The following is a 23,127-nucleotide window of genomic DNA, read 5'->3' as shown; positions in this document are numbered from 1 at the left end:
TTACATTCTGTATTGCTTTTAGAAAAAAAATAACTTTTTATGTATTTTTAATGAATATTTTTAATATTAAAAGCATTTTATTATTCTATTCAAACCTTCTTCCAGGATTTCCTGTGAAGTAGAGAAACAAATTCTAATGTGTCCTTCTGCTCCTTTTCCGAACCATCTTTCTGATCCCGGTACGATGGCTACTTTACCATGATCAAGAACATGTTGGGTAAAATCATCGCTAGACATTCCGTTTTTAATCCTGGGAAATAATACAAAGGTAGCTTCCGGAAGATTAGGATTCAGGACTTCAGACTGGCTTAACAGGTTAAAAGCAAGATCCCTGTTATGCTGTAGATGCGTTAAAAATTCTCTGTACCATGGTTTTGCTCTTTCCAGGGCTACACTTGCTGCAATCTGTGATAATGTGGAAACCCCCTCTATCGTTGAGTTGAAATTCGATTTTTCTACAAAATCTTCAAAAATTTCCTGATCATTGCATAAAACAGCACCAATTCTAAGCCCTGCAATACCAAACGACTTCGAAAATCCATATACCGTAAAACTTTTTTTCTTTGCTTCCTCTGAAACAGATGAATAGGTGTGAAAATCCTTATTATCATAGACGATATCACTCCATATCTCATCACTCATCACCCATAAGTTATGAGAAGAAGCAATCTCAGAAATCTTTTTAAGCGTTTCTTTAGAATATACCTTTCCTAATGGATTGTGCGGATTACATATGCTGATAAGTTTCGTCTTTGGATTAATCAGTGAAACCATTTTTTCAAAATCAATAGCTCCGGTTACGGTATCTACAGGGCATAATACAACCTTTCCTCCAGCTGTTTCCACGGATTTTTTAAATAGAAAATCTACAGGATCCAAAATAATAGCTTCTTCTCCCGGCTTCAGAACATAGGAGGCTATCAAAAACATTCCCTGTGCTGCACTGTTCACAGCAAGTACATTTTCAGGGATGAAATTTCCAAATTTCTCTGTATTGAAATGTTCAGCTACATTCTTTTTAAACTCGGGAAGGCCGGAAAAAGGACCATAGCTCAGATAGCCATCTTTGATATATTCAATGATGCCTTGTTCAATTTCAGGAGCTGTTCTAAAGTCAGGATCCGCTGCTGTCAAAGGGATAATTCCATCTTCCAGGGTTGCCCACCTTCCGTTGTAGGCTTTTCTTTTCAGAGCTTCAAAATTGATATCGTTATTGGTGAACATATTTTTATTTATAAGAGATTGGTAAAATATTTTTTGAATGTTGGTCCAGCGGAAGCAAAAACTGATTAAGTAAAGCCCTGCCGTTGGCAATATGGACTTCAATTTCCGGCTTTCGTTCTGCTTCATATTTTCGGAAAGCTTCACTCATATCCTTTTCTTCGGCTAAGTATTTAGTCAGGGTGAATGCATCCTTTAGTGCTGAGGTAACTCCCTGGCTTGTAAAAGGGATCAGCGGATGTGCTGCATCTCCGATAAAGACTATATTGTCCTTATAAAAAGGGGTAAGTTCCTCCAGTTCGTATACCTGCCACAAATGAACATTTTTATAGCTGGATTCTTTGATAATGGACAAAACTAAAGGGCTCCAGTCTTTAAAAAGTTCAGTCATATATTTTTTAAGACTGCCTGTGGAACACTCTTCACTGATCTTGTACTTTTCACTGTCAAATTGCGAATACCAAAGAACGGAGTCTTTGGAAAGCTTTAGAATTCCGAATGTCAGCCCGCCCTCTTCGAGATGGAATTTCATAAAGTTATTTTCAATACAGGCTGCTATTTTTTCATTTTGAATGATATTGACAATCTCATTTTCCCTTACAGGTCTCAATTTCTCATCCTTAAAAATATTTTTTCTGATTCGGCTTCTGGAGCCATCACTAATAACAGCAATATCAGAATCAATAAAGGTTTCGTCAGGAAGTTTTAGTTTTCCCTTTTCATTATAAGTTAACGTTTTTTCGTATGTTATTTTGTCGGGAGAAATATTTTGAGTTAAAATATTGATTAATGCCTGCCTTGAAATAACAAAAACATCATTAAGATCTCTTTCGGCAAGGATCTTTCCTTTGTGAGAATATTGTATGTATTTTTTTAGAAAATTTCCATGGTTAAAAAGTAGCTGGGGGTCAATAATCTGGGAAAGATGTTCAATTCCCTCTTGTGGGATAAGGAACCCGTGACCTGCTAAATCTTCTTTTTTCCTTCTTTCATAAATATGGTAATCAATATTGTGCTTTTCTAAGTAATTCGCCATGCTTAAGCCGGAAATACCAGCGCCCACGACAGCAATTTTCTTCATTTCGGAATAACGGATTTTTCAGTTGGTGTTTAATTACTTTTTGCAATCTATTTTTTAGATTGGTGCAAATGTAAATCAAAAACATTCATGATTTGAAAAAAATAAAGTAATTTAATTTTGAATTTCAGAAAAATTAAATGAAAAGCATAGCATTTTTTATGTTTTAAGTTGAACATTTTCATCCGTTTATATGAAAAATGAAAAATTATCCATACAACAGAAAAAACCGGAATAAATTCCGGTTTTATTTTTATGCTTTTTCAAGGTGAACTGTAAAATGTCTTAAAATTTCCGGTTCCCAGGTGATCTTATATCCTTTTGCTATTTCTTCGCGCCTCTCATATACATTTTTGACTGCTGCAGCAATATAATCCATATGATTGTTGGTGTACGTCCTTCTGGGGATGGCTAAGCGCACCAACTCCAGTTTAGGATAGCGGTTTTCCCGTGTCTCAGGATCTCTGTCTGCCAATAAAGTACCGATTTCTACAGTTCTGATTCCTGCTTCTTTATAAATTTCAAGTCCTAGCGTCTGAGCCGGATATTCAGCACGGGAAACATTAGGAAGGAAATTTAACGAATCAATGAATACAGCGTGCCCACCAATAGGTTTCTGAACCGGTATTCCATATTCTATCAGCTTATTACCAAGATATTCGACCTGAGAAATTCTGCTTTCAAGATAAGCGAATTCAGTGGCTTCATCCAGCCCTACAGCCAATGCAGCCATGTCTCTTCCTGCCATTCCTCCATAAGTAATAAAGCCTTCAAAGATAATGGTGAAGCTTGAAGCCTTTCTGAAAAGTTCTTCATTATTCAAGGCGATGAATCCTCCGATGTTTACCAGTCCGTCTTTTTTGGAGCTCATGGTCATTCCGTCACCGTAAGAATAAATTTCTTTGCAGATCTCTTTAATACTTCTGTTTTCCTGGCCTTTTTCTCTTTTTTTTATAAAATATGCATTCTCTGCAAACCTCGCTGAATCAAAGAATACAGGGATTCCATATTGGTCAGAAAGTTTTTTTACCGCCTTCATATTCTCTAAAGAAACAGGCTGGCCACCGGAAGAATTACAGGTAATAGTAATCAGACAGAAAGGGATATTTTCTTTAGGGTGGCTTTTATAGACTTCTTCCAGTTTTTCAAGATTGATATTCCCTTTAAAAGGATGAAGGTCATTGATGTCAAAAGCTTCGTCAATGGTACAGTCGACAGCATGTGCTTTTCTGATTTCTATATGCCCTTTCGTAGTGTCAAAATGAGAGTTTCCCGGAACTACATCTCCTTCTTTTACCAACACTGAAAAGAGAACATTTTCAGCAGCTCTTCCCTGATGTGTTGGAAGTAAATATTTAAAACCAGTAATTTTTTCAACTGTATGCTGCAGTTGTTCAAAAGAGCGGGATCCGGCATAGCTTTCATCTCCGGTCATCAGGGCTCCCCATTGTCTGTCTGACATCGCTCCGGTTCCGGAATCTGTCAAAAGATCAATAAAAACCTGCGAAGATTTTAAGTTAAAAAGATTATAATTTGCTTCTTTAAGCCATTGTTCTCTTTCTTCTCTGGTGGATTGGCGGATTTCCTCCACCATTTTAATGCGGAAAGGTTCCGCGTAAGGTAAATTCATGTGTTAAAGTATGTTTTTAAATTGTTTGTAAAGAAAATTGCTTTGAAAATAATTTCAAATCATCAATATATATGTAAAGAGAGAGCGGGGAATTACTCAGGGGCTTTAAATATATTTTCATCGGAGTGGAAACCGGCTACACCGCCACTTACTGCAAACTTCATGGCAGAAGCTGCATTCATTCCTACTACAGGTTTGATGTTTTTTTCTTCAGTAACAATTACCCAGCCCGAAATAGCATACGAGTGGGGAAGATATACTGCAACATAGTTATGCTTATCAACGTCCGACATTTCTTTTTGGGTTAAAAAGCCAATCCTCCATATTTCAGGATTTTCATTGGTTTTCACCCATACAGGATCGTTGAATTTTTTCTTGTCACCTACAAATGAAGACATGACATCTTTTGTAGGGGTATAAATGTGTTTTACTCCCGGAGTTTTCTCCAGTAAACTATCCATGGTATCAAAAAAGAATCTTCCTACCACGAATTTATTTCCTAAATAGCCCAGAATAGCGGTAAATAATATAATTGAAACGAAAACAAGCCCGGGGATCTGTTTTGCAAGAGACGGAATGAGATTGTCAATAGCACTGACAATATACCAGATCACAAAAATAGTAAGCCCGATAGGACCTATAATAACTAACCCCTGAAAAAAGTTCTTCAGAAAAAGGTTAGCAATATTTTCAAAGCTAGGTTTCTTCAATGTATCGTCTTTACTCTGTTATTTTTTAATTTTACCCATGGATGGTTTCTTTATTTCCATAGGATTTAATGATATCAGCTTCATATTCCAGCCATTCTTCCCAGCGTCTGTTTACGGTTTCCGGATCTCCAAGCTGTCTTGCAAAACCAATAAATGAAGTATAATGGTTGGCTTCGGATATCATAAGTTCTCTATAGAAAACTTTAAGTTCTTCATCTTTAATATTTTCTGTGAGTACTTTAAATCTTTCACAACTTCTGGCCTCAATCATTGCTGCAAAAAGCAGTTTATCTATAATGAGTTCGTCTCTGGATCCCTGAACGATAAATTTTGCTAATTGGTTGACATAATCATCCTTTCTGGCTCTCCCAAAAGTATAGCCTCTTTTTTTGATGATTTCATGAACCTGGTTAAAATGATCCAGCTCTTCCTGGGCAATAGCCAGAAGTTCTGTAACCATTTCGGGATATTCCGGAAGCATTGTAATCAGCGTAATGGCGTTGGTAGCTGCTTTTTGCTCACACCACGCATGATCTGTCAAAATTTCTTCAATGTTTCCTTCCGCAATATTTGCCCACCTTGGATCGGTAGGAAGTTTCAACTTAAACATGTTATAAATTTTTGTAAAATTAAAACAAATTGAGGGAAGAATGATTATTTTTATTTCAAATTTACCTCTAAAATGCTAAGATGCGGTCTTTCTCCTTAAGAATTCCAAAATATTCCACCCTGTAGTATCTACTTTTTTTAAACCTGCAGAAATAATGAATGCCAATATGATATTCGTAACGTAAATAAGCAGCATCAGTGACCACCAAGGCATGTTTTCCTGTAAAGGAACCACGAGAAAATAGACCAGGGATGAGCTGATACCCTGTGCAAAATAGAAGAAGATTGCATTTTTACCAATGTAGGTAACGAAATTTTCTTTTGTAATTTTTAATCTGTTATAAAGAACAAATAAGGTGACAAGAGAAAATAATGTCCAGATGATATAGGGTATTTTTGGGGGGAATTTGTTTTTATTTATTTTGTAAAAAATCTCACCTCCATAATACCAGAACATCCATAATAAGCTTCCTGCAACAAGAATATACAATACAGGAATAAGTTTTCCCGGAATTTTTTTTCCACGCATTCTGTTACCTATTAAAAATACAGAGAGATAAAATGCTACATAGCCAACCTGGCCCGTAGGATAATATTCAGGAAAAATATTGAATAATAAGGTTAAGGAAATACAAATTCCTATCAACCAATTGATATGCTTTGGAAAAAATCTCAAAATTAAGACGCCAAAAACAGTCAGGATAAAATAAACCTTCAGATACCAGAAGCTCCCTATTACTACGGGGAAAGTATCAGCATTCGTATATTGGTGGAGGTACCAGTTTCCAAGATTTTGCCACTGCGGTGTTGTGGAAATATTGGTAGTGGCATATTTCGAACCGAATGTGGAATAAAAATTTTGAAGCCATTCCAAGGAAAAGAAAATGAGTCCGAAGACTTTAAAGAAATAATCTATAAAGAAAAGGAATGTTACAAAAATCATATACGTGATCTGCAGTTTCAATAGCCTGTAAAGAGTTTTTTCAATGTTGGCTCCTGAAGTAACACCACTCAGAGCGTAAAAAAGGGCTACATCAAAGACAAGAGAAAATACCCGCACCTCTGCCGGAATGTAAAATTGCCCGGACCAGAAAGCGGTATGGATAAATATAATAGAGAGGGTAGCCAGTCCTTTGGCAAAATCAATATAGAGGTCTCTGTTCATTGTTGTAGGATGTGGAATCAAAAGTAAATAAACTTACGCTATTTTTCAAGTGAATAAAAAAGAAGACGTAGCACAGCTAGAGGATGTGGGTTGAGAATCGTTTAAACGAAAACCCTTCTCATATAGGAGTACAGGAAATTTCATGAAAAAGGCCGTTTTCACGAGTTGTGAGACGGCCTCCTTTCTTAATATACTAAAAGTGAATGTTTGTGTTATTTGAGATTTTTAAACTCTTCAGCAGAAATTTCTCCGGTCTGAATTTTTTTCAGTTCATCAATATATTGACTCATGTATGCGTCAATTTCAGGATTAACTGTGTTTTTAGCCATTTTGTACGTGCCATTTAAAACGCCTTGATAATAATAGAAGAAGTTATAGTCAAAATTAGCGGCATTAAGATCGTATTGTCCTAAAAGGAATCCTAAACGTACAGCAGATCTTCTTTGGGCTGGTGTTCCGTGATGCCCCGGACTATTGGTCTGATAGTCACCTATGCTTTGTGCGAACTCATAGGCTGATGCAATTTCTGTAAAATTGGTTTTGTTGTAGCCATTGGGTCTTCTTAAATAATAGCCGGCAAAACCGTCTGCTTCCAATTCGTTTGGTCTTGCGGTGTTTTCACTGACAGAAGGAAGTCCAAAGATGTACTGAAGCTGGTGGCCGTACTCATGTGCAAGAATCATGGCATTAACAATATCTCCGCCTTTTGATTTTGCATCATAATAGATTGCATAGCCATAATAAATTTTCCCTGTAGAATAAGAAATGGCATTGTACGTTGAATTGTAATTGGATGGATCGTCCACAAACCTTAGAGTAGGATTGCTTCTTCCCCAAAGACTGGCAATTTTAGTCATCTGGGCATTCATGAAGTTGGTGTCGGTAGAGTTTTGTAATGATGTTTTCAATACTGCAGTGGAGTTCCAGTTGTTGTCTACATAATAACAAATCTTTTCAAGATCACCCGGCTGATCAATTTTTGCACTTGAAGCCTGTTCCGGTACTACCGTTTCTTCCATTTTGTCATCGCTGCATGATGTCAATGAAAATGCAGCAATAAATCCTGCTAATAAGCAGAAATTAAGGTTTTTTTTCATAAAAATATTAGTTTGGTAAAACGAAGATATAAAATTATCTTTTACATATGAATACTTTATTGTAAAAAATTATTCAAAACATAGTGAATAGGCTATTTGTAAAAAAAACATTGTTTTGATTGTAAGGGGTTTAGAATTTTATTTGTATATTTGCACCTCGAAATAACTAAAAATTTTATAAACAATGTTTGCAATTGTAGAAATAGCAGGGCTTCAATATAAAGTTGAGCAAGACCAGAAGTTGTTTGTAAACCGTTTAAAAGGAGATAAAGGAGGAAAAGTATCTTTCGATAAAGTTCTTCTTACTGTAAACGGAGCAATCACTGTAGGCGCCCCAGCTGTAAACGGAATCACTGTAGAAGCAGAGATCCTAGACCACGTAAAAGCTGATAAAGTAATCGTTTTCAAAAAGAAAAGAAGAAAAGGTTACAAAGTGAAAAACGGTCACAGACAATCTTTAACTCAAATCGTAATCACTGGTATTACTGGTTTTGAAGCAGGAGCAAAAAAAGCTGCTAAAAAAGAAACTGTGAAAGGAGAAGTTCTTTCTGACAACGCAACTGTTAACTTTGGTGAAGATCACGAGCTGAACTATCACTTGAAGAAAAACAACTTGTCTCAGTCTAAAGAGAACAGAGAAACTTTAATTACTTTAGGAAAAGCAGTTAAAGTTGAATTAGAAAAGAATATTCTTACTCATGAAGAAGTAGATGCTGCTATCATTAAGAATATCGATCAATTTAAAGCACTTAATAAATAATCCAATAATAAAATGGCACACAAGAAAGGAGTCGGTAGTTCCAAGAACGGTAGAGAGTCTCACTCTAAAAGATTAGGTGTGAAGATTTTCGGAGGACAAGCAGCTATTGCCGGAAATATTATTGTTAGACAAAGAGGTACTCAGCACCACCCAGGTGATAACGTGGGAATCGGTAAAGATCACACTTTGTTTGCACTAATAGATGGTAAAGTAGTTTTCAGAAAGAAAGCAAACAACAGATCTTTTGTATCTGTAGAAGCAAACGCATAATAACTTAAGCGTTTTATAAAAAATTAAGCCTCAGCATTCATTTGCTGAGGTTTTTTTGTTTTGTTGCATCCTGGGAAATAGGGCCAGGGCAATATTTTTTCTGGGGGAGTAAAAATATTTTGATTAATATTCTATTGCTTGTGAAATATTTATATATTTGTTAAATGTCATACAATAAGTTAATTGCGGAAGCCGAAAAGCATATAGAGTAGGCAAAAAATAAAACTAATTAACATGAAAAATCTAAGAAAATTAACAAAAAAGAGTCTTAAAGCAATTAATGGTGGAGCCGGGTCATGCCCTCAGGCACCTATCAGATCTTGCGACGTATGGTGTGGGTTATCTCCACTGGAGAAATTTCGTTGTATATTCTATGTAGAACAGTCTTGTTCATGTAATTAATACCATAACCATCAGTATACATTCAAATGAAAAATCTAAGAAAACTGACAAAGAAGAATTTGAAAGTAATTCAGGGAGGTACAGAAAAATGCCCGCCTATCACAAGTTCTTGCAGTGTATGGTGCGGATGGAGTGCATGGCAGAAAATACACTGTCTCACCAATACTTATGAAGAGCCTTGTGTGTGCTAGCTGGCTGACCATATAAATGATTTAACCATTAATGCATTGAAATGAAGAATCTGAAAAAATTAACTAAAAAGAGTTTAAAGGAAATAAGTGGAGAAGTCGCGGCAACGTGCCCTTCTATGTTTCAATCATGTTTTGAGTGGTGCAGATGGAACTCATGGCAGCAGTCAAACTGTATGCTTTCTGAGCCATGCACCTTGTCGGAATGTTTTGACTAGTTAATATGAATAGATGCATTAGATGTTTTATACAAAGTCTTCTATGCACGATGAATGTTAGATAAAATTGAAAAAATAATCCGCAGCTTCGGAGAAGCTGCGGATTATTTGTATCGTATTAAAATCCAAATTGAAATCCTGCTTTAATATCAAATTTTGAGATATCCGGTCTGTCCAGATAATTTCCTCGCCAGTTGAAATCAACTCTAAAAATTCTAAGGTTTCCAATTCCAATATTTTCAATTCCAAATCCATACTCATAATAGATATGTTCATTGGGAGCAGAATATTTGAATCCTTCTACGTTGATCGCTTTAGATTCATCACTTAATGATCCGTACGCTCCTCTGATAAAAGCAACTTCTCTAAATTTTAATTTCTTGATCAATGGGATGTAAGAAAGTATTTTTCCGTTAAAATGATGCTCAAGGTTAAGGGTAACATAAGCGTCGGCTACGAATTCATAGTAATTAAGCTGTGAAAAAGTGTTGGGAACCAATCCATAGGAAAGGTTAGCCGGGATTATATTCTGCAATGCCAGCGGAACGGTATTAAAGTTTTTTCCGGCCTCAAGATTGACAATCGTTTTACCTATAGTTCCGATAAGGAATGGCTTGGAAAGCATAAACTGAAGCTTATCGTAATTAAAATCAGCATTGAAAAGGCCCTCGATTCCCCTTGTGTAGCGTAAAACGATGGTTGGGGCAAGGTTTCTTGCCTGGTATCGGTCTATTCCTGTCTGGGAAAATTTAGCTCCCGGTTTTGCTATTATACTGAAGGTAACATGAGAGTCATTGACTGTTTTTCTTAAGTTTCCGTCTTTGTAATACATTAGATTAAAGAGCTCCAGGTTAGCAGATTTAATACTTTGCATTACCCCATCAACTCTGAATTGTATGTTTTTCCAGGGTTCAATGGCTGCAAATACTCTGGTTTGATTTACAGAGCTTAAAGAATTATTTTCACCTCTTGCAAAGAATGTAGAGGTGGATTGCGGACCGGTTGTCAGGCCGTCTCCACTGGTCAGCTGTCCTCCCAGCTGAGCAATATCCCTGCTGGTTCCTGCTCCTATCATAAACCGGTTAAGTTTATTGAACATATACCTGGCGTCAACACCATATTTTACTTGTTGATCTTTAAATCCATATGCTGTATAAAACTGTACTCTCCACGTATCGTTTAATCCGAAATAAGATCTTGCACCCAGTCTTATTCTGTCTCCTTCTACTTTATTTCTTCCGTATATCGAAAAAATAGGACCGATATCTACCCCTTTAAAGGCATTGTAATGACGGGAGCCCAGGGTTTCAAATAATTTAACCATTCGGTTGAATTTTGGAGTCTGCTGAAGTTGATCAAGCATGTTGTAAACCCCTTGTTCAGATTTGGATAATGTGTCAGGCCTGGCTTTCGTCCAATAGGCATCATCTTTTTTGACAAACTCGTCTTCGTATTCTTCTTCTTTTCTCTTGAATACAGCTGGGTCCAGAGGTTTATTGAATTCGTAATTTGAATAATCTACAGATCTTTTAGCAATAATACTTTTAGATCCTTTCTTTTTTGAAAAAGGACTTATTTCGAATTCTGTAACCAGCTTTTTAGGTAGGAATGTGTTTTCATCAGGATTGTCATATTCCAGCTGGGTGGAAACACTATTGACAAAATTGACGTTTATTTTTTGTGTTGATTTTAAAGTAGCTCCTATAACAGCATAGGTATCTGTGTCTATATAAAGATTCCCCTGGAAAGCCAGGATGTCCTTTCTTTTAGGCTGGTACCTTATATGGAAAGCTTTCTCCCCGCGGATAGCAATAGTATCTACAAGGCTGTAATCATAGGTACTGAAACCGTCTGATCCTACAGGGCTTTGAAATCCTATATCGAAATAATTAAGTGTATTATCGTAGATATTGATTTCACGGTAAAGGTTCTTTGCTGAAACGGTGATGACCTGATTATCCTGAAACCCTGAAGTCTTTTGAGCAACGAGTGTTCTTTTAGAGTCTTTTTCGGGTTTATTCTTACCATAGTTTTCATAAACAGCTTCATTTAGAAAGATGGGAAGTCCTAATCTGCCACTTGCTGTAGAATCAGCATAATCAAAGATAAAATCCAGCTTATTGAAGATTTTTTTCTTCATAAATGTACTGTCCAGATTATTAAGGTCGAATTGGGTCTTCTCATATTCCTTATATGAATACGTATCAAACTTTTCTAGCCCATTATTTCTTTTACGTGCCCAGACTTTCTGCATAATAGCATACGCAGGATTTTCTTTTTTGCTTTTGTATTTGGTTTTCCCGGTATTGATAACAATTTCCTGAATACTGCTCACCTTTGCCTGTGATAGCTGTACAAAAATATTTTCAGCGGTGGCAGGAGTCACCTCCAGGGTTTGGGAAGTATAATTTTTTCTGGAAAATTTTAATGTAATGATGATAATACTATCAGACTGAATAACGAAGCTTCCGGAAGTCGTGGTAAGCGCCGGAGTTTTATTGTCATTGATAAAGATATCAACTTGATTAAGCTCTTTGTTATTTTTTTCATCAACAATTCTTCCGCTTACTCTATTTTGAGCCAACGAAAAGCTGGTAAAAAGCAGGAAAAAAAATAAAAAATTGTGTTTAGGGTTATTGTTTAACATCATTCGTTTCTTCAAGCAATTATCACAAACAAAAAGTATGCAGTTTATTCAAAAAATAGAAAAAAAATAGAAAAAATTATTATTCCCTATAAGTTCGCAAATGTAACGAAAATAATACTACAAATTATTAAAAATCAGATACGAATTTTAAGTGCTTAAAATGTGATGAATCAGGAGATTAAATATAAGATGAAAAGTCACAGTTTTTACGACTTATACTAAGGTGAAAATGGTGTATTGGAGCCCTCTGTAATTGTTAAAATAGCCACCCTAAAGCTAAGTTTTCTTTGCTTAAAATAAAAAAAGACCTACATTTCTGTAAGTCTTTTTGCTCCTCCTGCTGGGCTCGAACCAGCGACCCTCTGATTAACAGTCAGATGCTCTAACCAACTGAGCTAAGGAGGAATTTTCCTTATTTTTAAGTGATGCAAATATAAGAGGAATATTAATATCAGTCAAGTTTTATCCCCAATTATCGATGGTTTTACACTAAATATGTTGAATTTCAGTAAGAAATATTTCACTTATTTTTAATATCATCTTAGATATCTTCGAATAAATGCCTGAAATATCTCTCAGGATGCTCCAAAAAATTCCTTGTCAACTGATAGTGTTCTGTTTCTTTGTACGGGATACGCTGAATTTTGTTATCTATTAAATAGATTTCAGCATTCGGGTAGCTCATCAGAATGGGAGAGTGGCTTGAAATAATAAACTGGGCTTTTCCCGCTTTCTCCAATTTGTGGATGATGGATAACAAAGAAAGCTGCCTTTGGGGCGACAGGGCAGACTCAGGTTCGTCAAGGATATAAATTCCTTTTTGGAAATGATTATGAAATAATGATAGGAAGGCCTCGCCATGTGATTGCTGGTGCAGGGATTTGCCTCCATAAGCGTCCAGAACCCTGCTGTCTTCTTTAGCTACTTCATCAATATAGGTGGCAAAGTTGAAGAAGCTTTCAGCTCTCATGAAGAACCCCTGTGATGTTTTAGTACTCCAGGAGAGAACAAGGTGTTCAGATAATCCCGATTCTGTTTTATGGAAGTTATAATGATGGTTTCGGTTTCCTCCGGCCACATTGAAATCACAGTTTTCCGCAATAGCCTCCAGTAGGGTCGATTTACCGATTCCGTTTTCCCCAACGAAAAAAGTAACATTGCTTTTAAGCCTTAGATCCAAACCTTTACTCAAAAAAGGAAGGTTGAAGGGGAAATCTTTCGGGTGGTTATCTTTTAAATAGATACGGGATAAGTAGGGCATTGTTTATATAGTTACATAATATTAATGTCTGGTAAGCAAAATATATGCAAATAAAAAAAGACTTACATTTTTTGGGATTTTATGTAAATGTAAATAAAAATCTTTACCAAAGTTGATAAAGATTAATTGATGATTGGCTTTAGCTGGCTGCGGTAGAACCAATCATTATAAATAGTTTATATTATTGTTTAGTAAATTTATAACTTTTGTTTTTGTTCGATCGATTATTTACCAGACCAATCATTACTGTTATATCCATTTATTCCCCCAAATTCAATCTTTTCTATTTTCATATTCGCAAAAAACTGTGTAAAAATGCTAGTCCATACTCCATTATATTCCTGTACCATATTTTTTATTTGAGAAGGGATTTCGCTTTCAAAAGTTATCCAAACCACAGGATTTGAAATTTATTATCTAATGCTGGTTTATCCATACTACTATCACAAAAATACAATGCTAGCATGTAATATTTTATACCAGTATCTGTTTTGCTGTCATATGATAAATTTACAACGTCTATTCCTTTTTGTGATAATTCATTATAGAAGTTTGAAAAATTATGTCCGTAGAATTGCGTTTTATTAGAGGCAATTGCATTCAATTTAGGGACAACCCCATTATAAAATGAGATATAATCATTTACGGATTGAGACTTATAGTTATGTATAAAAAATATGCTTATTATAAACAAGCTTTTTAAAAATATAGATTTCATATTAAGAACTTTTAAATTTATTATGGACATTTGTGTGATCAGGTGTAAGGATTAAGCAAAATATATGTAAATAAAAAAAGACCTACATTTCTGTAAGTCTTTTTTGGCTCCTCCTGCTGGGCTCGAACCAGCGACCCTCTGATTAACAGTCAGATGCTCTAACCAACTGAGCTAAGGAGGAATGTCCTTGTTTTTAAGTGGTGCAAATATAGGACGAATATTTATACCCTGCAAATATTTTTAATGATTTTCTCGAAAAAATTATAAACCTCCGGTAAGCATTTTAAAAATATCACTTCCGAATATCAGTACCATTAATCCCAACAGGAAGATAACTCCCACCATTTGAGCATTTTCCAATACTTTTTGTGGTACAGGTTTTCCTACAATGATCTCATATAAGGTAAATAAAACGTGACCTCCGTCAAGTCCTGGAATTGGAATAAGGTTAAGGAACGCCAACCATACAGAGAACATTGCTGTAAAGCCCCAGAACGCTGACCAGTCAATGGAAACATGTCCTGCAGCATCTTTATTTACAGGCATGTTTTTTACAATAGCGATAGGTCCGCCCACTTTTTTATAACCTTTAATCTTTTTATTGAAGATTAATTTGAACTGCTTGATCTGATACGTTAAACTCTCAATAGTAAGTGTGAATCCCCTTTTGATTGATCCAAAGAAGTTATAGTCGTTATGAACGGAATATTTTTGAATTTCTTTAAACGCTAAAATTCCAATTGTTCCTTCTTTAGATACCGGGATTTTTAAATCTTCAACCTGATTATTTCTCAATACTTTAAAGTCTGTCACTTTTCCTGCATTAGGAACTACCAAAGGTTTTACTTCATCGTAATAATTAAGAGGTTTTCCATTTACAGAAAGTATTTTATCTCCAATTCTTAATCCTGCATCCAGAGTAGATTTTGTTACAATGGTATCTACAACAGGAGACATTCTTGGTGTTAAGAATGCTTTAGGTTCAGGATCTTGAAATGCAAAAGCCTTTCCGTCGTCATTTGTTGGGAAAGTAACCTCTTTTCCATCTCTTAAAACAGTGATCTCATCACTTAATAAAACATCAAGTGCTAATTTTTTGAAATCTTTCTGAACATTTCCGTCTACTTTTAAGATCTTATCTCCATCCTGAAAGCCCATTTTTTTTGCAGCTTCCGTATAATGAAGAGGAGTTGTGATTTTATCAGCTTCAAAGATGTTTTCTCCATTTTTTCCAACCAATGCTGAAAATATGATCCATGCAAGGAAAAAGTTGACAGTAACCCCACCAAGCATGATGATCAGTCTCTGCCAAGCCGGTTTAGCTCTGAATTCCCAGGATTCCGGATCCTTTTTTAGCTGTGCGGTATCCATGCTTTCATCTACCATTCCGGCAATTTTCACATACCCTCCGAATGGAAGCCATCCGATTCCGTATTTAGTTTGCTCAGGATGTTTTCTCCAGTCGCTGTCCGGAAGTTTTGATATATCGATAGGAACTTCTTCCTTCTTTCCATTCACCTCTGTTACTTCAGTATCCGGCAGGTTTTTTGAGAAGAATTTATACTTCCATTGACCATTGATTTTCTTCATTGAGAAAATTGAAAAGTAAGGATCAAAAAACAGGAAGAATTTTTCGGCTCTTGTTTTAAACCATATGGCCGGTAAGAAGTGCCCAAGCTCATGAAGAACTACCAGTATAGAGATACTCAGAATGAACTGAAAGAGTTTGATTGCTATTTCCATTAATAAATTTTAGATTTTAATTTGCAAAGGTAACAATTATCAAAACTATGCCAAATAAAAAAGCCTCCCGAAACGAGAAGCTTTGTCATATTTAAAGACGATTGGTTATAAATTGAACGAAACTCCAAGACTTCCATTATTACCGACCTCTGCAAAAACGCCGATTTTTTCTGTGAAAAAGTAACGTGCTCCAATATGAGCTCCTATTCCAAAGTCTTTTCCAAGCACTCCAAGGTCAACTCCCGGGTAGATATCCCATTTGGAAGGAAGGTTCAATGCTTCCTGTAAGTGGAAATTCAGTCTTCCGAAAACAAAAACACGGTTGTCCTTATCGTTATCTTTGTAATTGTCAAAGTAACCATTGATACCGGCTCCCAATGATATCATTTTGTTAAGTCCATAATCATAGGTTCCGGTAATACCTGTTCCGTATCCCCAGGCACTTAAACCCAACTGAATTTTCTGGTCTCCTTTTCCTGTCCATGCCTGTGCATTGGCAGCCACTCCAAAAAAGAGTACCATCACCATAAAAACCAATTTCTTCATAAATTTCTAATTTTTAATGATTTTAATAAAAATTATCACCATCAAAAATGAAACCGAAAACCATTAATCTTGTAAAAACACAAGACTTTATGAATTATTAAGAAATTCAATATTTTGATAGAAAGTTTTAAAAGAGTAACTATTCAGGGTAAAGAATAGAGGATATAACTCTTCTTTATCTGTTTGTAAATATAAAAGCTGTATTTTTATAAATCGGATTGAAAATAATTTAAAAGTAATTAAAGATGAAAGTGACAGGGCTTAATTCAGATATCATCTGGAAAGATAAAAGCGGAAATTTTAAAGCAATAGAAAAAGAACTTCAAAATCAGGAAGCTGATCTCTTTCTTTTGCCCGAAATGTTTTCAACAGGTTTTTGTATGGATGCTTCTGAAGTTTCAGACAGGAATGAAGAATCTCTGGAATTTTTAAAAAAAATCTCAAAAGAAAAGAATACGGCTTTCAGTGGAAGTGCTCCGGTAGAGCAGGATGGGCACTTTTATAACAGGATGTACTTTGTACAGCCGGATGGAGAGACTGTCTTTTATAATAAAAGACATTTATTTTCCTTTTCAGGAGAAGATAAAGTGTATACTCCAGGAAAAGAGCGGGTTATTGTCAGTTATAAAGGAGTCAGGTTTCTGCTTCAGGTGTGTTATGATCTGCGTTTTCCTGTTTTTGCAAGAAACAATAACGATTATGATGCGATCTTATATGTAGCTAATTGGCCGGAAAAAAGGGTAGGAGCCTGGGAGCATCTTTTAAAAGCAAGAGCTATTGAAAACCTGTCTTTTGTTTTTGGGTTAAACAGGATAGGAACGGATGGCAATAATCTCTTTTATCAGGAAAGTTCTCATTGTTTTTTTGCCGATGGAAAAGAAATTTCCCATAAAAACGGGAATAGGGTATCTGCGGAACTGGATATGAATGAATTGGAAGATTTTAGAAAGCATTTCCAGTTTTTAAATGACCGGGATGATTTTTCCATTCAATTATAAGAAATTGCTGAGATTGAAGCTGAGTTTTTAAGCAATAAGGCCCAGCCTCAATCTCAGCCTTAGTTAAATATATTGCTGGAGAAGGGTAGTCAATGTATTGACATCATGTACCCCACTTTCTTTCCATAAAAGCTCTCCATTTTTGAAGATGGCTAATGTAGGTACACCCCGAACTCCGTACTGAGACGCAATAGCCGGATATTGATCTACATCTATTTTTATAATTCTGGCCCCTTCACCAATGTTTTCTTTTACACTGTTCAGCACCGAAGACTGTACCTTACAAGGCTGGCACCAGGTTGCGAAAAAATCAATAAGTACCGGTCTTTCGGAGTTTATAATTTCCTGAAATTTTTGTGACATAGTTTTTAGCTTATTCAAATTATTTGTTGTCAGTTTCGTTCTGGATTGCTTTTACATTTTTCCAGGATGTTCCATCGTAAGCTTCTACGCCATTTTTCTTTAAAATTTCCATGGCCTGGTCTGCCTGAATTCCTTTGTTACAGAATACCACTACTTTTTTGCCTTTTAAGGCTTCAATATTATTCTGAATATCAGCCAGAGGAATATTGATGGCATTTTTAGCGGTTCCTGCAGTATATTGTTCCGGAATCCTTACATCTACCAATGTTACGTCCGAACTGTTTACCACTTCTTTAATATTAGCCTTTGGAGCTTCTGCTATACTGGCTGTTTTGCATGAGCTTAATAGAAAAGCAGAAGCGAAAATAAGCCCCCAGAATTTAATCTTCATGAATTTATAATGTTTTGGATTGACATACAAAATCCGTTGTAGGAAATTTTTCTGTCTTTTTGATTCCGTTAAAGCCTCCTTCAATTTCTGTGAAATTTCTAATCCCGTGAGAATTAAGAATGCTGGCTGCAATCATGCTTCTGTATCCACCTGCACAGTGAAGGAAAAAATGTTTTGAATCATCAATACCGCTAGCCCACTCACTGATGCTGTCTAATGGTTTGTTATAAGCATTGTCAATATGTTCAGCCGAGTATTCACTCAGTTTTCTGACATCAATAACGGTGGCATCTTCTGTAAACTGATCAGCAAATTCAGCAGGGGTAATTCTTTTGATCTCATCTGTTTCCCTGCCTGCATTTTTCCAGGCTTCAAAACCTCCTTTTAAATAGCCTACAACATTGTCAAAACCTACTCTGCTTAATCTGGTAATCACTTCTTCTTCCATTTCTGCATCTGTTACCAATAACAGAGGATGTTTTACATCCACAATAAGAGTTCCTACCCAAGGGGCAAAATCACCTTTTATTCCAATATTGATAGCGTTTGGAATAAATCCTTTATGGAATTCTGCAGCACTTCTGGTATCTAAAATTAAAGCACCGGTTTCTTCTGCAAAAGCTTCGAAATCTTCTGCGGAAACAGGCGTTAAACCTTTGTCCATCACAACGTCCAGACTTTCATATCCGCCTTTATTCATGGCTACATTCATTCCGAAATATTTTGGAGGAGTGGTTAATCCGTCCAGAACTTCTCTGATAAAAGATTCTTTGTCAGGCTGGTTCAGTGCATAATTGGTTTTTTTCTGATTCCCCAGAATATCTACCGTTTCCTTTTGCATGTTTTTTCCACAGGCAGAGCCGGCACCGTGTGCAGGATAAACAGTGATGCTGTCATCCAGTGGCATGATTTTGTTTTGAAGGCTGTCGTATAAAATACCGGCAAGATCTTCCTGAGTTAAGTTGGTTGCCTTTTGGGCAAGATCTGGTCTTCCCACATCACCTAAAAATAAGGTGTCTCCAGTGAAAATTGCAGTTTCAGTACCATTTTCGTCAATCAAAAGATAGGTGCTGCTTTCCATGGTGTGCCCAGGGGTATGCAGTACTTTTATTTTTATTTTTCCGATTTCAAAAATTTGGTTGTCTTCCGCAATGATAGCTTTAAATTCAGGAGCGGCAGTTGGCCCATAAATGATTGGAGCGCCCGTCTTTTCACTTAAGTCTAAATGACCTGAAACAAAATCAGCGTGAAAGTGGGTTTCAAAGATATATTTTAAGGTGACATTGTCTTTTTCCAGTCGATCCAGATAAGGTTTTACCTCTCTTAGCGGATCTATAATGGCAGCTTCATTTTCTGACACAATATAATAGGCACCCTGAGCCAGACAGCCCGTATATATTTGTTCAATTTTCATTGGGTATTTTTTTAATGAGTTAAAGATACAAAGTATTAGATGAATTGTAAACGAAATGTTAAATCTGAGTCATAGTTTCTTTCAATACAACAGCTCAATAAATACGTAGATCCCTTTCTTTTCAACAAAAATAATGCCTTAGAGAATGTTAATTTTTAAATGCTGTTTTTTATCATGTTCTTATAATGAAACTTAAGATATAAGCTGTTTAAACTTTTTTACTAAACTACAAATCGAAGATTCGGCTTAGTCAAAAACCACAAAACTTTTGTGTAATTTTTATACACAAAGTATATAACTTAAATAGCTTAAGTGTTTAAAAATCTTTTATGACTTTTATGGTTAAGTTTAAACGGACTTGTTATCTATTCCAGCTTATAATATATCTTGTATAAAATTCCATTGGTGTCTTCCTGCAAAGGATCTTCTTTACATACATCTGGTATTCTTTTTAAAAAGAGTAAGACGGGTATTAATTTGTAGAAAGTAAAAACAAAAATTAATGGTATAATATTTTCTTAATGATTAAATATTTTATAAAAACTTTTATATTTATAAGTTTAAAAAAAGATCAGATGGCAGACAAAACACAATTTATAGAAGAATTAAATGCTAGATATACTCCAAAAGGGGATCATATTATACTGGGAAAGGGAATGTTGGATGGAGAAGTTGTTCCTGAAGTTAATGTAACAATTCCCTTAAAAACGATCAACCGTCATGGTCTTATTGCCGGAGCTACAGGAACCGGTAAAACAAAAACACTGCAGGTTTTTGCAGAACAGCTTTCTCATGCAGGAATACCCTCACTGGTTTTAGATATTAAAGGAGACTTTTCAGGAATTGCTGAAGCAGGCCAGATGAATGCTATTATTGAAGAGAGATATGCTAAAACCAAACTGCCTTATACTCCACAAGCATTTCCGGTAGAGCTCATGAGTATTTCCGGAGGCAAAGGAGTAAAGCTAAGAGCCACCGTTACAGAATTCGGACCGGTTCTCTTAAGTAAAATACTGCAATTGAACGATACTCAGCAGAGCATCATGTCTATTGTTTTTAAATATTGTGATGATAAAGGTCTTCCATTAATTGACCTGAATGATTTAAAGAAAGTACTGCAATATGTGACGGATAATGCTCAGGGAAAAGCAGAGCTTGCAGCCAATTACGGATCAATAGCATCGGCGTCTTTAGGTACTATTCTCAGATCTATTGTGGCTTTGGAACAACAGGGAGCTTCCGGTTTTTTTGGTGAATTAAGCTTTGATGTTCAGGATTTACTGGCAACAAGAGACGGAAAAGGAGTGGTAAACATTTTAAGAGTAGCTGAGATTCAGAGTAAGCCGCAATTGTTTTCCACATTTATGCTTTCGCTTTTTGCAGAAATATATATGACATTTCCTGAAGAAGGGGACAGTGGAAAACCAAAATTAGTGCTGTTTATTGATGAAGCCCACCTTATATTTGATGAAGCATCAAAAGCTCTTTTATCACAGATTGAAACAATGGTGAAGCTGATCCGTTCAAAAGGGGTTGGTATTTATTTTATTACGCAGATTCCAGGAGATGTCCCTGAAAATATATTGTCACAGCTGGGGCTGAAAATACAGCATGCACTTAGAGGCTTTACCGCAAAAGATAAAAAAGAAATTACTAAGGCTGTTGAAAATTATCCCACTACGGAGTTTTATAATGCTTCAAGTCTGATTCAGAATTTAGGAATTGGGGAAGCATTTGTAACAGCTTTGGACGAAAAAGGGATTCCTACTCCATTAGTGCATACCTACCTTATTTCTCCGGAATCAAGGATGGACGTTCTGAGCGATGCTGAAATTTCTGAGCTCACTGCGAAATCTGCTTTAGTAGCTAAGTATGAAGAGGCTGTAGATAGAGAATCAGCCTACGAAATGCTGACAAACAGAATGGAACAGGCTGCCCAGAATCCTACACCCAATCAAAGAACAAAACCTGTAAAAGAAGAGCCGGGTATGTTTGAGCAGGTATTACAGAGTAAAGCAGGAAGAACTTTTACCTCTACCTTAATGAGAGAAGGGGCAAAAGCTATTCTGGGAATGTTTGGCCTCGGTGGCAGAAGAAGATAGATGAAAAGAAAGAGGACCTGCTACATTTTTGATATATTTTTCGTTACTTTAGCAGGTTATCTTGATGGGTGAAGAAAATATCAGGACCACGGGATTATTAATTTAAATTAAAAATATCAGTTAACGGGAAATTAAATGTATTCGATTATAGATATAGAAAGTAATGGTGCAGGTTATAGAAATGAATGCATTATAGATATTGCCATCTACAGGTATGATGGTCAGAAAATTACGGACCAGTTTATATCTCTTGTAAACCCCGAAAGTGATATTACTCCTTTTGTGCAGAAGCTGACCAGCATTACCCCAAAGATGGTTAAAACGGCACCGAAATTTCATGAAATAGCCAAAAGAGTCATTGAGATAACCCAAAATACCACCTTGGTAGGTCACAATATTGATTTCGATTACCGGATGCTGCGCCAATCTTTCAAAAGACTTGGGTACGATTTTAAAACCAATACATTAGATACTATACCGCTCGCTAAAAAACTCATTCCGGATGAGGTAAGTTACTCGTTAGGGAAACTGGTGAAATCATTAGGAATTCCTTTGACGAATCATCACAGAGCTGAGGGCGATGCCAGAGCAACGCTGGAATTGTTCAAGCTGTTGGTGTCAAAAGATATTGAAAATGAAATTATTCAGAAGCAGCATGAGGAATCTAATGCGCAAACATATATCAATAAGATCAAAGAGCTGACTCAGGATCTGCCGAATGAAAAAGGATTTGTTTATTTTCAGAATGAAGCCGGAAAGATTATTTTTTCAGATTATGTTCAGGATATCAATAAATTTTCAAAAAAAGTTTTCAATTCAAAATCAAAAAAATGGGAACAGGTTCAGAAAAATGTCAGCCAGATTAATTTTGAGCTTACCGGCACAGATGTTATTGCAAAGCTCATTCTGAATTCTAAAAATGTTAAGAAGAAGGAGGTTCTGCCTTTCGGACTTTATTTCAGAAATAATAAATATGTTGTTGAAAAAAACAACCTCAATAAAACAGAAAAGCCAATTTTGAAATTCAGGTCTTTCACCCAGGGAACAAAAGCCGTTCAGTTTCTCGGAGCATTACCGGAATATAAAGACGCTGCCGTATTGAAACAAAAAATAGACTTCCGAAAAAGGAATGAGCTCTGGCTTGGATCAGGAAGGAAACTGGGCGAAAAGTTATTTTTAATTATTGAAAACGGAAAGGTGATATCATACGGTTTTTATGAACTTTTTACACAGATACAAACCCTGAGTAAGCTTGCTAAATTGAAAATTGATCTTCCTTTACCTGCGGGTGATTTGAATAACGAATTACAGCTGGCACTGCTTCGTGGTGATTTTGAAACATTGCCGTTACCGAAATAATAGAAAAATTTGCACTTTACAGATTTTATCAAGAAAAAGAGCTTTTCAAATCAATTTTCATAAAATAAAAAATAAATAGTATTTTTGCAAAAAATAAAAATAAGCAATGCAAAATTTTAAACAAATAAAAACTGGAAAAAAGGGAGCCGTAAAGTTCTCTAAGGTTTGGAATATTTAAAAGACTTGTCTTGCATAAAAATAAGTAATGTGGCAGGCTCTTTTTCGAAGAATCTGCCT

The 23,127-nt window shown here is 35.8% G+C and carries 22 protein-coding genes and 2 tRNA genes; 7 read left to right on the top strand and 17 right to left on the bottom strand.

What is annotated here, in order from left to right; genetic code table 11:
- Nucleotides 1–66: 66 nt before the first annotated feature.
- The 7 genes from LQV47_RS01050 to LQV47_RS01020 all read right to left on the bottom strand — a co-directional run bounded on the left by LQV47_RS01050 (nucleotide 67) and on the right by LQV47_RS01020 (nucleotide 7,510).
- A complete protein-coding gene (locus LQV47_RS01050) occupies nucleotides 67–1,224 on the bottom strand; it encodes a pyridoxal phosphate-dependent aminotransferase (protein ID WP_230032829.1) in 1,158 nt (385 codons plus the stop codon).
- A gap of 4 nt (nucleotides 1,225–1,228) precedes the next feature.
- Entirely contained in the window at nucleotides 1,229–2,302 is a 1,074-nt protein-coding gene (locus LQV47_RS01045; RefSeq protein WP_230032828.1) for an NAD(P)/FAD-dependent oxidoreductase, read from the bottom strand.
- Nucleotides 2,303–2,552: 250 nt separating this feature from the next.
- Complete coding sequence (locus LQV47_RS01040; protein WP_230032823.1) at nucleotides 2,553–3,929, bottom strand: tryptophanase; 1,377 nt, start codon at nucleotides 3,927–3,929, stop codon at nucleotides 2,553–2,555.
- 92 nt (nucleotides 3,930–4,021) lie between these two features.
- Entirely contained in the window at nucleotides 4,022–4,639 is a 618-nt protein-coding gene (locus LQV47_RS01035) for a DUF502 domain-containing protein (protein ID WP_230032820.1), read from the bottom strand.
- A gap of 31 nt (nucleotides 4,640–4,670) precedes the next feature.
- On the bottom strand, nucleotides 4,671–5,249 hold the full coding sequence (locus tag LQV47_RS01030) for a tRNA-(ms[2]io[6]A)-hydroxylase (protein WP_047489616.1): 579 nt from the start codon (nucleotides 5,247–5,249) through the stop codon (nucleotides 4,671–4,673).
- A gap of 75 nt (nucleotides 5,250–5,324) precedes the next feature.
- Nucleotides 5,325–6,413, bottom strand: a complete 1,089-nt coding sequence (locus LQV47_RS01025) for an acyltransferase family protein (RefSeq protein WP_230032818.1) — start codon at nucleotides 6,411–6,413, stop codon at nucleotides 5,325–5,327.
- 212 nt (nucleotides 6,414–6,625) lie between these two features.
- Nucleotides 6,626–7,510 carry a metalloprotease gene (locus tag LQV47_RS01020; RefSeq protein ID WP_230032816.1) on the bottom strand — a complete coding sequence of 295 codons (885 nt, stop codon included), beginning with the start codon at nucleotides 7,508–7,510 and terminating at the stop codon, nucleotides 6,626–6,628.
- A 184-nt stretch (nucleotides 7,511–7,694) separates the two neighbouring features.
- Here LQV47_RS01020 and rplU point away from each other — a divergent pair, with 184 nt between their 5' ends.
- The 4 genes from rplU (at nucleotide 7,695) to LQV47_RS01000 (ending at nucleotide 9,133) form a co-directional block, all read left to right on the top strand.
- Nucleotides 7,695–8,270, top strand: a complete 576-nt coding sequence (gene rplU, locus LQV47_RS01015; protein ID WP_230032815.1) for a 50S ribosomal protein L21 — start codon at nucleotides 7,695–7,697, stop codon at nucleotides 8,268–8,270.
- Between the two features lie 12 nt (nucleotides 8,271–8,282).
- On the top strand, nucleotides 8,283–8,540 hold the full coding sequence (gene rpmA / locus LQV47_RS01010) for a 50S ribosomal protein L27 (RefSeq protein WP_047489604.1): 258 nt from the start codon (nucleotides 8,283–8,285) through the stop codon (nucleotides 8,538–8,540).
- A gap of 234 nt (nucleotides 8,541–8,774) precedes the next feature.
- Nucleotides 8,775–8,942, top strand: a complete 168-nt coding sequence (locus LQV47_RS01005; RefSeq protein ID WP_230032813.1) for a hypothetical protein — start codon at nucleotides 8,775–8,777, stop codon at nucleotides 8,940–8,942.
- Between the two features lie 26 nt (nucleotides 8,943–8,968).
- Complete coding sequence (locus tag LQV47_RS01000) at nucleotides 8,969–9,133, top strand: hypothetical protein (RefSeq protein ID WP_230032807.1); 165 nt, start codon at nucleotides 8,969–8,971, stop codon at nucleotides 9,131–9,133.
- Between the two features lie 333 nt (nucleotides 9,134–9,466).
- Here the strand turns inward: LQV47_RS01000 and LQV47_RS00995 are convergent, their stop codons facing one another.
- From LQV47_RS00995 to LQV47_RS00965, 7 genes are all read right to left on the bottom strand, one after another.
- Nucleotides 9,467–11,998 (bottom strand): DUF5686 family protein, encoded by a 2,532-nt coding sequence (locus LQV47_RS00995; protein ID WP_230032805.1) that lies wholly within the window; start codon nucleotides 11,996–11,998, stop codon nucleotides 9,467–9,469.
- Nucleotides 11,999–12,326: 328 nt separating this feature from the next.
- Nucleotides 12,327–12,400 (bottom strand) — tRNA-Asn (locus LQV47_RS00990).
- Between the two features lie 136 nt (nucleotides 12,401–12,536).
- Complete coding sequence (locus tag LQV47_RS00985) at nucleotides 12,537–13,256, bottom strand: AAA family ATPase (protein WP_230032803.1); 720 nt, start codon at nucleotides 13,254–13,256, stop codon at nucleotides 12,537–12,539.
- A 385-nt stretch (nucleotides 13,257–13,641) separates the two neighbouring features.
- Nucleotides 13,642–13,974: a hypothetical protein gene (locus LQV47_RS00980; RefSeq protein ID WP_230032801.1), complete on the bottom strand. Its 333-nt coding sequence runs from the start codon at nucleotides 13,972–13,974 to the stop codon at nucleotides 13,642–13,644.
- 104 nt (nucleotides 13,975–14,078) lie between these two features.
- A tRNA-Asn gene (locus tag LQV47_RS00975) sits at nucleotides 14,079–14,155 on the bottom strand.
- Nucleotides 14,156–14,235: 80 nt separating this feature from the next.
- Complete coding sequence (gene rseP / locus LQV47_RS00970; protein WP_230032799.1) at nucleotides 14,236–15,717, bottom strand: RIP metalloprotease RseP; 1,482 nt, start codon at nucleotides 15,715–15,717, stop codon at nucleotides 14,236–14,238.
- Between the two features lie 105 nt (nucleotides 15,718–15,822).
- A complete protein-coding gene (locus tag LQV47_RS00965) occupies nucleotides 15,823–16,263 on the bottom strand; it encodes a DUF6646 family protein (RefSeq protein ID WP_230032796.1) in 441 nt (146 codons plus the stop codon).
- A gap of 245 nt (nucleotides 16,264–16,508) precedes the next feature.
- Here LQV47_RS00965 and LQV47_RS00960 point away from each other — a divergent pair, with 245 nt between their 5' ends.
- On the top strand, nucleotides 16,509–17,261 hold the full coding sequence (locus LQV47_RS00960; protein WP_230032794.1) for a nitrilase-related carbon-nitrogen hydrolase: 753 nt from the start codon (nucleotides 16,509–16,511) through the stop codon (nucleotides 17,259–17,261).
- A gap of 63 nt (nucleotides 17,262–17,324) precedes the next feature.
- On the opposite strand, the gene LQV47_RS00955 is transcribed toward LQV47_RS00960, so the two are convergent.
- From LQV47_RS00955 to LQV47_RS00945, 3 genes are read right to left on the bottom strand one after another with little or no spacing between them, the layout of a single operon-like run.
- Nucleotides 17,325–17,624, bottom strand: coding sequence for a thioredoxin family protein (locus LQV47_RS00955; protein ID WP_230032793.1), 300 nt, complete (start codon nucleotides 17,622–17,624; stop codon nucleotides 17,325–17,327).
- Between the two features lie 19 nt (nucleotides 17,625–17,643).
- Nucleotides 17,644–18,015, bottom strand: a complete 372-nt coding sequence (locus tag LQV47_RS00950) for a rhodanese-like domain-containing protein (protein WP_230032792.1) — start codon at nucleotides 18,013–18,015, stop codon at nucleotides 17,644–17,646.
- Nucleotides 18,016–18,019: 4 nt separating this feature from the next.
- Nucleotides 18,020–19,429 (bottom strand): MBL fold metallo-hydrolase, encoded by a 1,410-nt coding sequence (locus tag LQV47_RS00945; protein ID WP_230032785.1) that lies wholly within the window; start codon nucleotides 19,427–19,429, stop codon nucleotides 18,020–18,022.
- A 575-nt stretch (nucleotides 19,430–20,004) separates the two neighbouring features.
- On the opposite strand from LQV47_RS00945, the gene LQV47_RS00940 reads away from it, so the two are divergent.
- Together LQV47_RS00940 and LQV47_RS00935 are read left to right on the top strand one after the other, a co-directional pair.
- Nucleotides 20,005–21,531: a helicase HerA-like domain-containing protein gene (locus LQV47_RS00940; RefSeq protein ID WP_230032784.1), complete on the top strand. Its 1,527-nt coding sequence runs from the start codon at nucleotides 20,005–20,007 to the stop codon at nucleotides 21,529–21,531.
- A 135-nt stretch (nucleotides 21,532–21,666) separates the two neighbouring features.
- The gene (locus LQV47_RS00935) at nucleotides 21,667–22,890 is read left to right on the top strand and encodes a 3'-5' exonuclease (RefSeq protein WP_230032783.1); all 1,224 of its coding nucleotides are present in this window, start codon (nucleotides 21,667–21,669) and stop codon (nucleotides 22,888–22,890) included.
- The last annotated feature ends 237 nt before the right edge of the window (nucleotides 22,891–23,127 follow it).

This window comes from Chryseobacterium sp. Bi04 (assembly GCF_918698085.1).
Taxonomy (GTDB): Bacteria; Bacteroidota; Bacteroidia; order Flavobacteriales; family Weeksellaceae; genus Chryseobacterium.
Note: the sequence above shows the minus strand (reverse complement) of the source record. Positions and strands in the feature narration are given on the sequence as shown.

What these genes read in the sequence shown, in the direction of transcription:
- LQV47_RS01050 (WP_230032829.1), bottom strand. Translation starts at nt 1,224, where the DNA reads ATGTTCACCAATAACGATATCAATTTTGAAGCTCTGAAAAGAAAAGCC.
- LQV47_RS01045 (WP_230032828.1), bottom strand. Translation starts at nt 2,302, where the DNA reads ATGAAGAAAATTGCTGTCGTGGGCGCTGGTATTTCCGGCTTAAGCATG.
- LQV47_RS01040 (WP_230032823.1), bottom strand. Translation starts at nt 3,929, where the DNA reads ATGAATTTACCTTACGCGGAACCTTTCCGCATTAAAATGGTGGAGGAA.
- LQV47_RS01030 (WP_047489616.1), bottom strand. Translation starts at nt 5,249, where the DNA reads ATGTTTAAGTTGAAACTTCCTACCGATCCAAGGTGGGCAAATATTGCG.
- LQV47_RS01025 (WP_230032818.1), bottom strand. Translation starts at nt 6,413, where the DNA reads ATGAACAGAGACCTCTATATTGATTTTGCCAAAGGACTGGCTACCCTC.
- LQV47_RS01020 (WP_230032816.1), bottom strand. Translation starts at nt 7,510, where the DNA reads ATGAAAAAAAACCTTAATTTCTGCTTATTAGCAGGATTTATTGCTGCA.
- rplU (WP_230032815.1), top strand. Translation starts at nt 7,695, where the DNA reads ATGTTTGCAATTGTAGAAATAGCAGGGCTTCAATATAAAGTTGAGCAA.
- rpmA (WP_047489604.1), top strand. Translation starts at nt 8,283, where the DNA reads ATGGCACACAAGAAAGGAGTCGGTAGTTCCAAGAACGGTAGAGAGTCT.
- LQV47_RS01005 (WP_230032813.1), top strand. Translation starts at nt 8,775, where the DNA reads ATGAAAAATCTAAGAAAATTAACAAAAAAGAGTCTTAAAGCAATTAAT.
- LQV47_RS01000 (WP_230032807.1), top strand. Translation starts at nt 8,969, where the DNA reads ATGAAAAATCTAAGAAAACTGACAAAGAAGAATTTGAAAGTAATTCAG.
- LQV47_RS00995 (WP_230032805.1), bottom strand. Translation starts at nt 11,998, where the DNA reads ATGATGTTAAACAATAACCCTAAACACAATTTTTTATTTTTTTTCCTG.
- LQV47_RS00985 (WP_230032803.1), bottom strand. Translation starts at nt 13,256, where the DNA reads ATGCCCTACTTATCCCGTATCTATTTAAAAGATAACCACCCGAAAGAT.
- LQV47_RS00980 (WP_230032801.1), bottom strand. Translation starts at nt 13,974, where the DNA reads ATGAAATCTATATTTTTAAAAAGCTTGTTTATAATAAGCATATTTTTT.
- rseP (WP_230032799.1), bottom strand. Translation starts at nt 15,717, where the DNA reads ATGGAAATAGCAATCAAACTCTTTCAGTTCATTCTGAGTATCTCTATA.
- LQV47_RS00965 (WP_230032796.1), bottom strand. Translation starts at nt 16,263, where the DNA reads ATGAAGAAATTGGTTTTTATGGTGATGGTACTCTTTTTTGGAGTGGCT.
- LQV47_RS00960 (WP_230032794.1), top strand. Translation starts at nt 16,509, where the DNA reads ATGAAAGTGACAGGGCTTAATTCAGATATCATCTGGAAAGATAAAAGC.
- LQV47_RS00955 (WP_230032793.1), bottom strand. Translation starts at nt 17,624, where the DNA reads ATGTCACAAAAATTTCAGGAAATTATAAACTCCGAAAGACCGGTACTT.
- LQV47_RS00950 (WP_230032792.1), bottom strand. Translation starts at nt 18,015, where the DNA reads ATGAAGATTAAATTCTGGGGGCTTATTTTCGCTTCTGCTTTTCTATTA.
- LQV47_RS00945 (WP_230032785.1), bottom strand. Translation starts at nt 19,429, where the DNA reads ATGAAAATTGAACAAATATATACGGGCTGTCTGGCTCAGGGTGCCTAT.
- LQV47_RS00940 (WP_230032784.1), top strand. Translation starts at nt 20,005, where the DNA reads ATGGCAGACAAAACACAATTTATAGAAGAATTAAATGCTAGATATACT.
- LQV47_RS00935 (WP_230032783.1), top strand. Translation starts at nt 21,667, where the DNA reads ATGTATTCGATTATAGATATAGAAAGTAATGGTGCAGGTTATAGAAAT.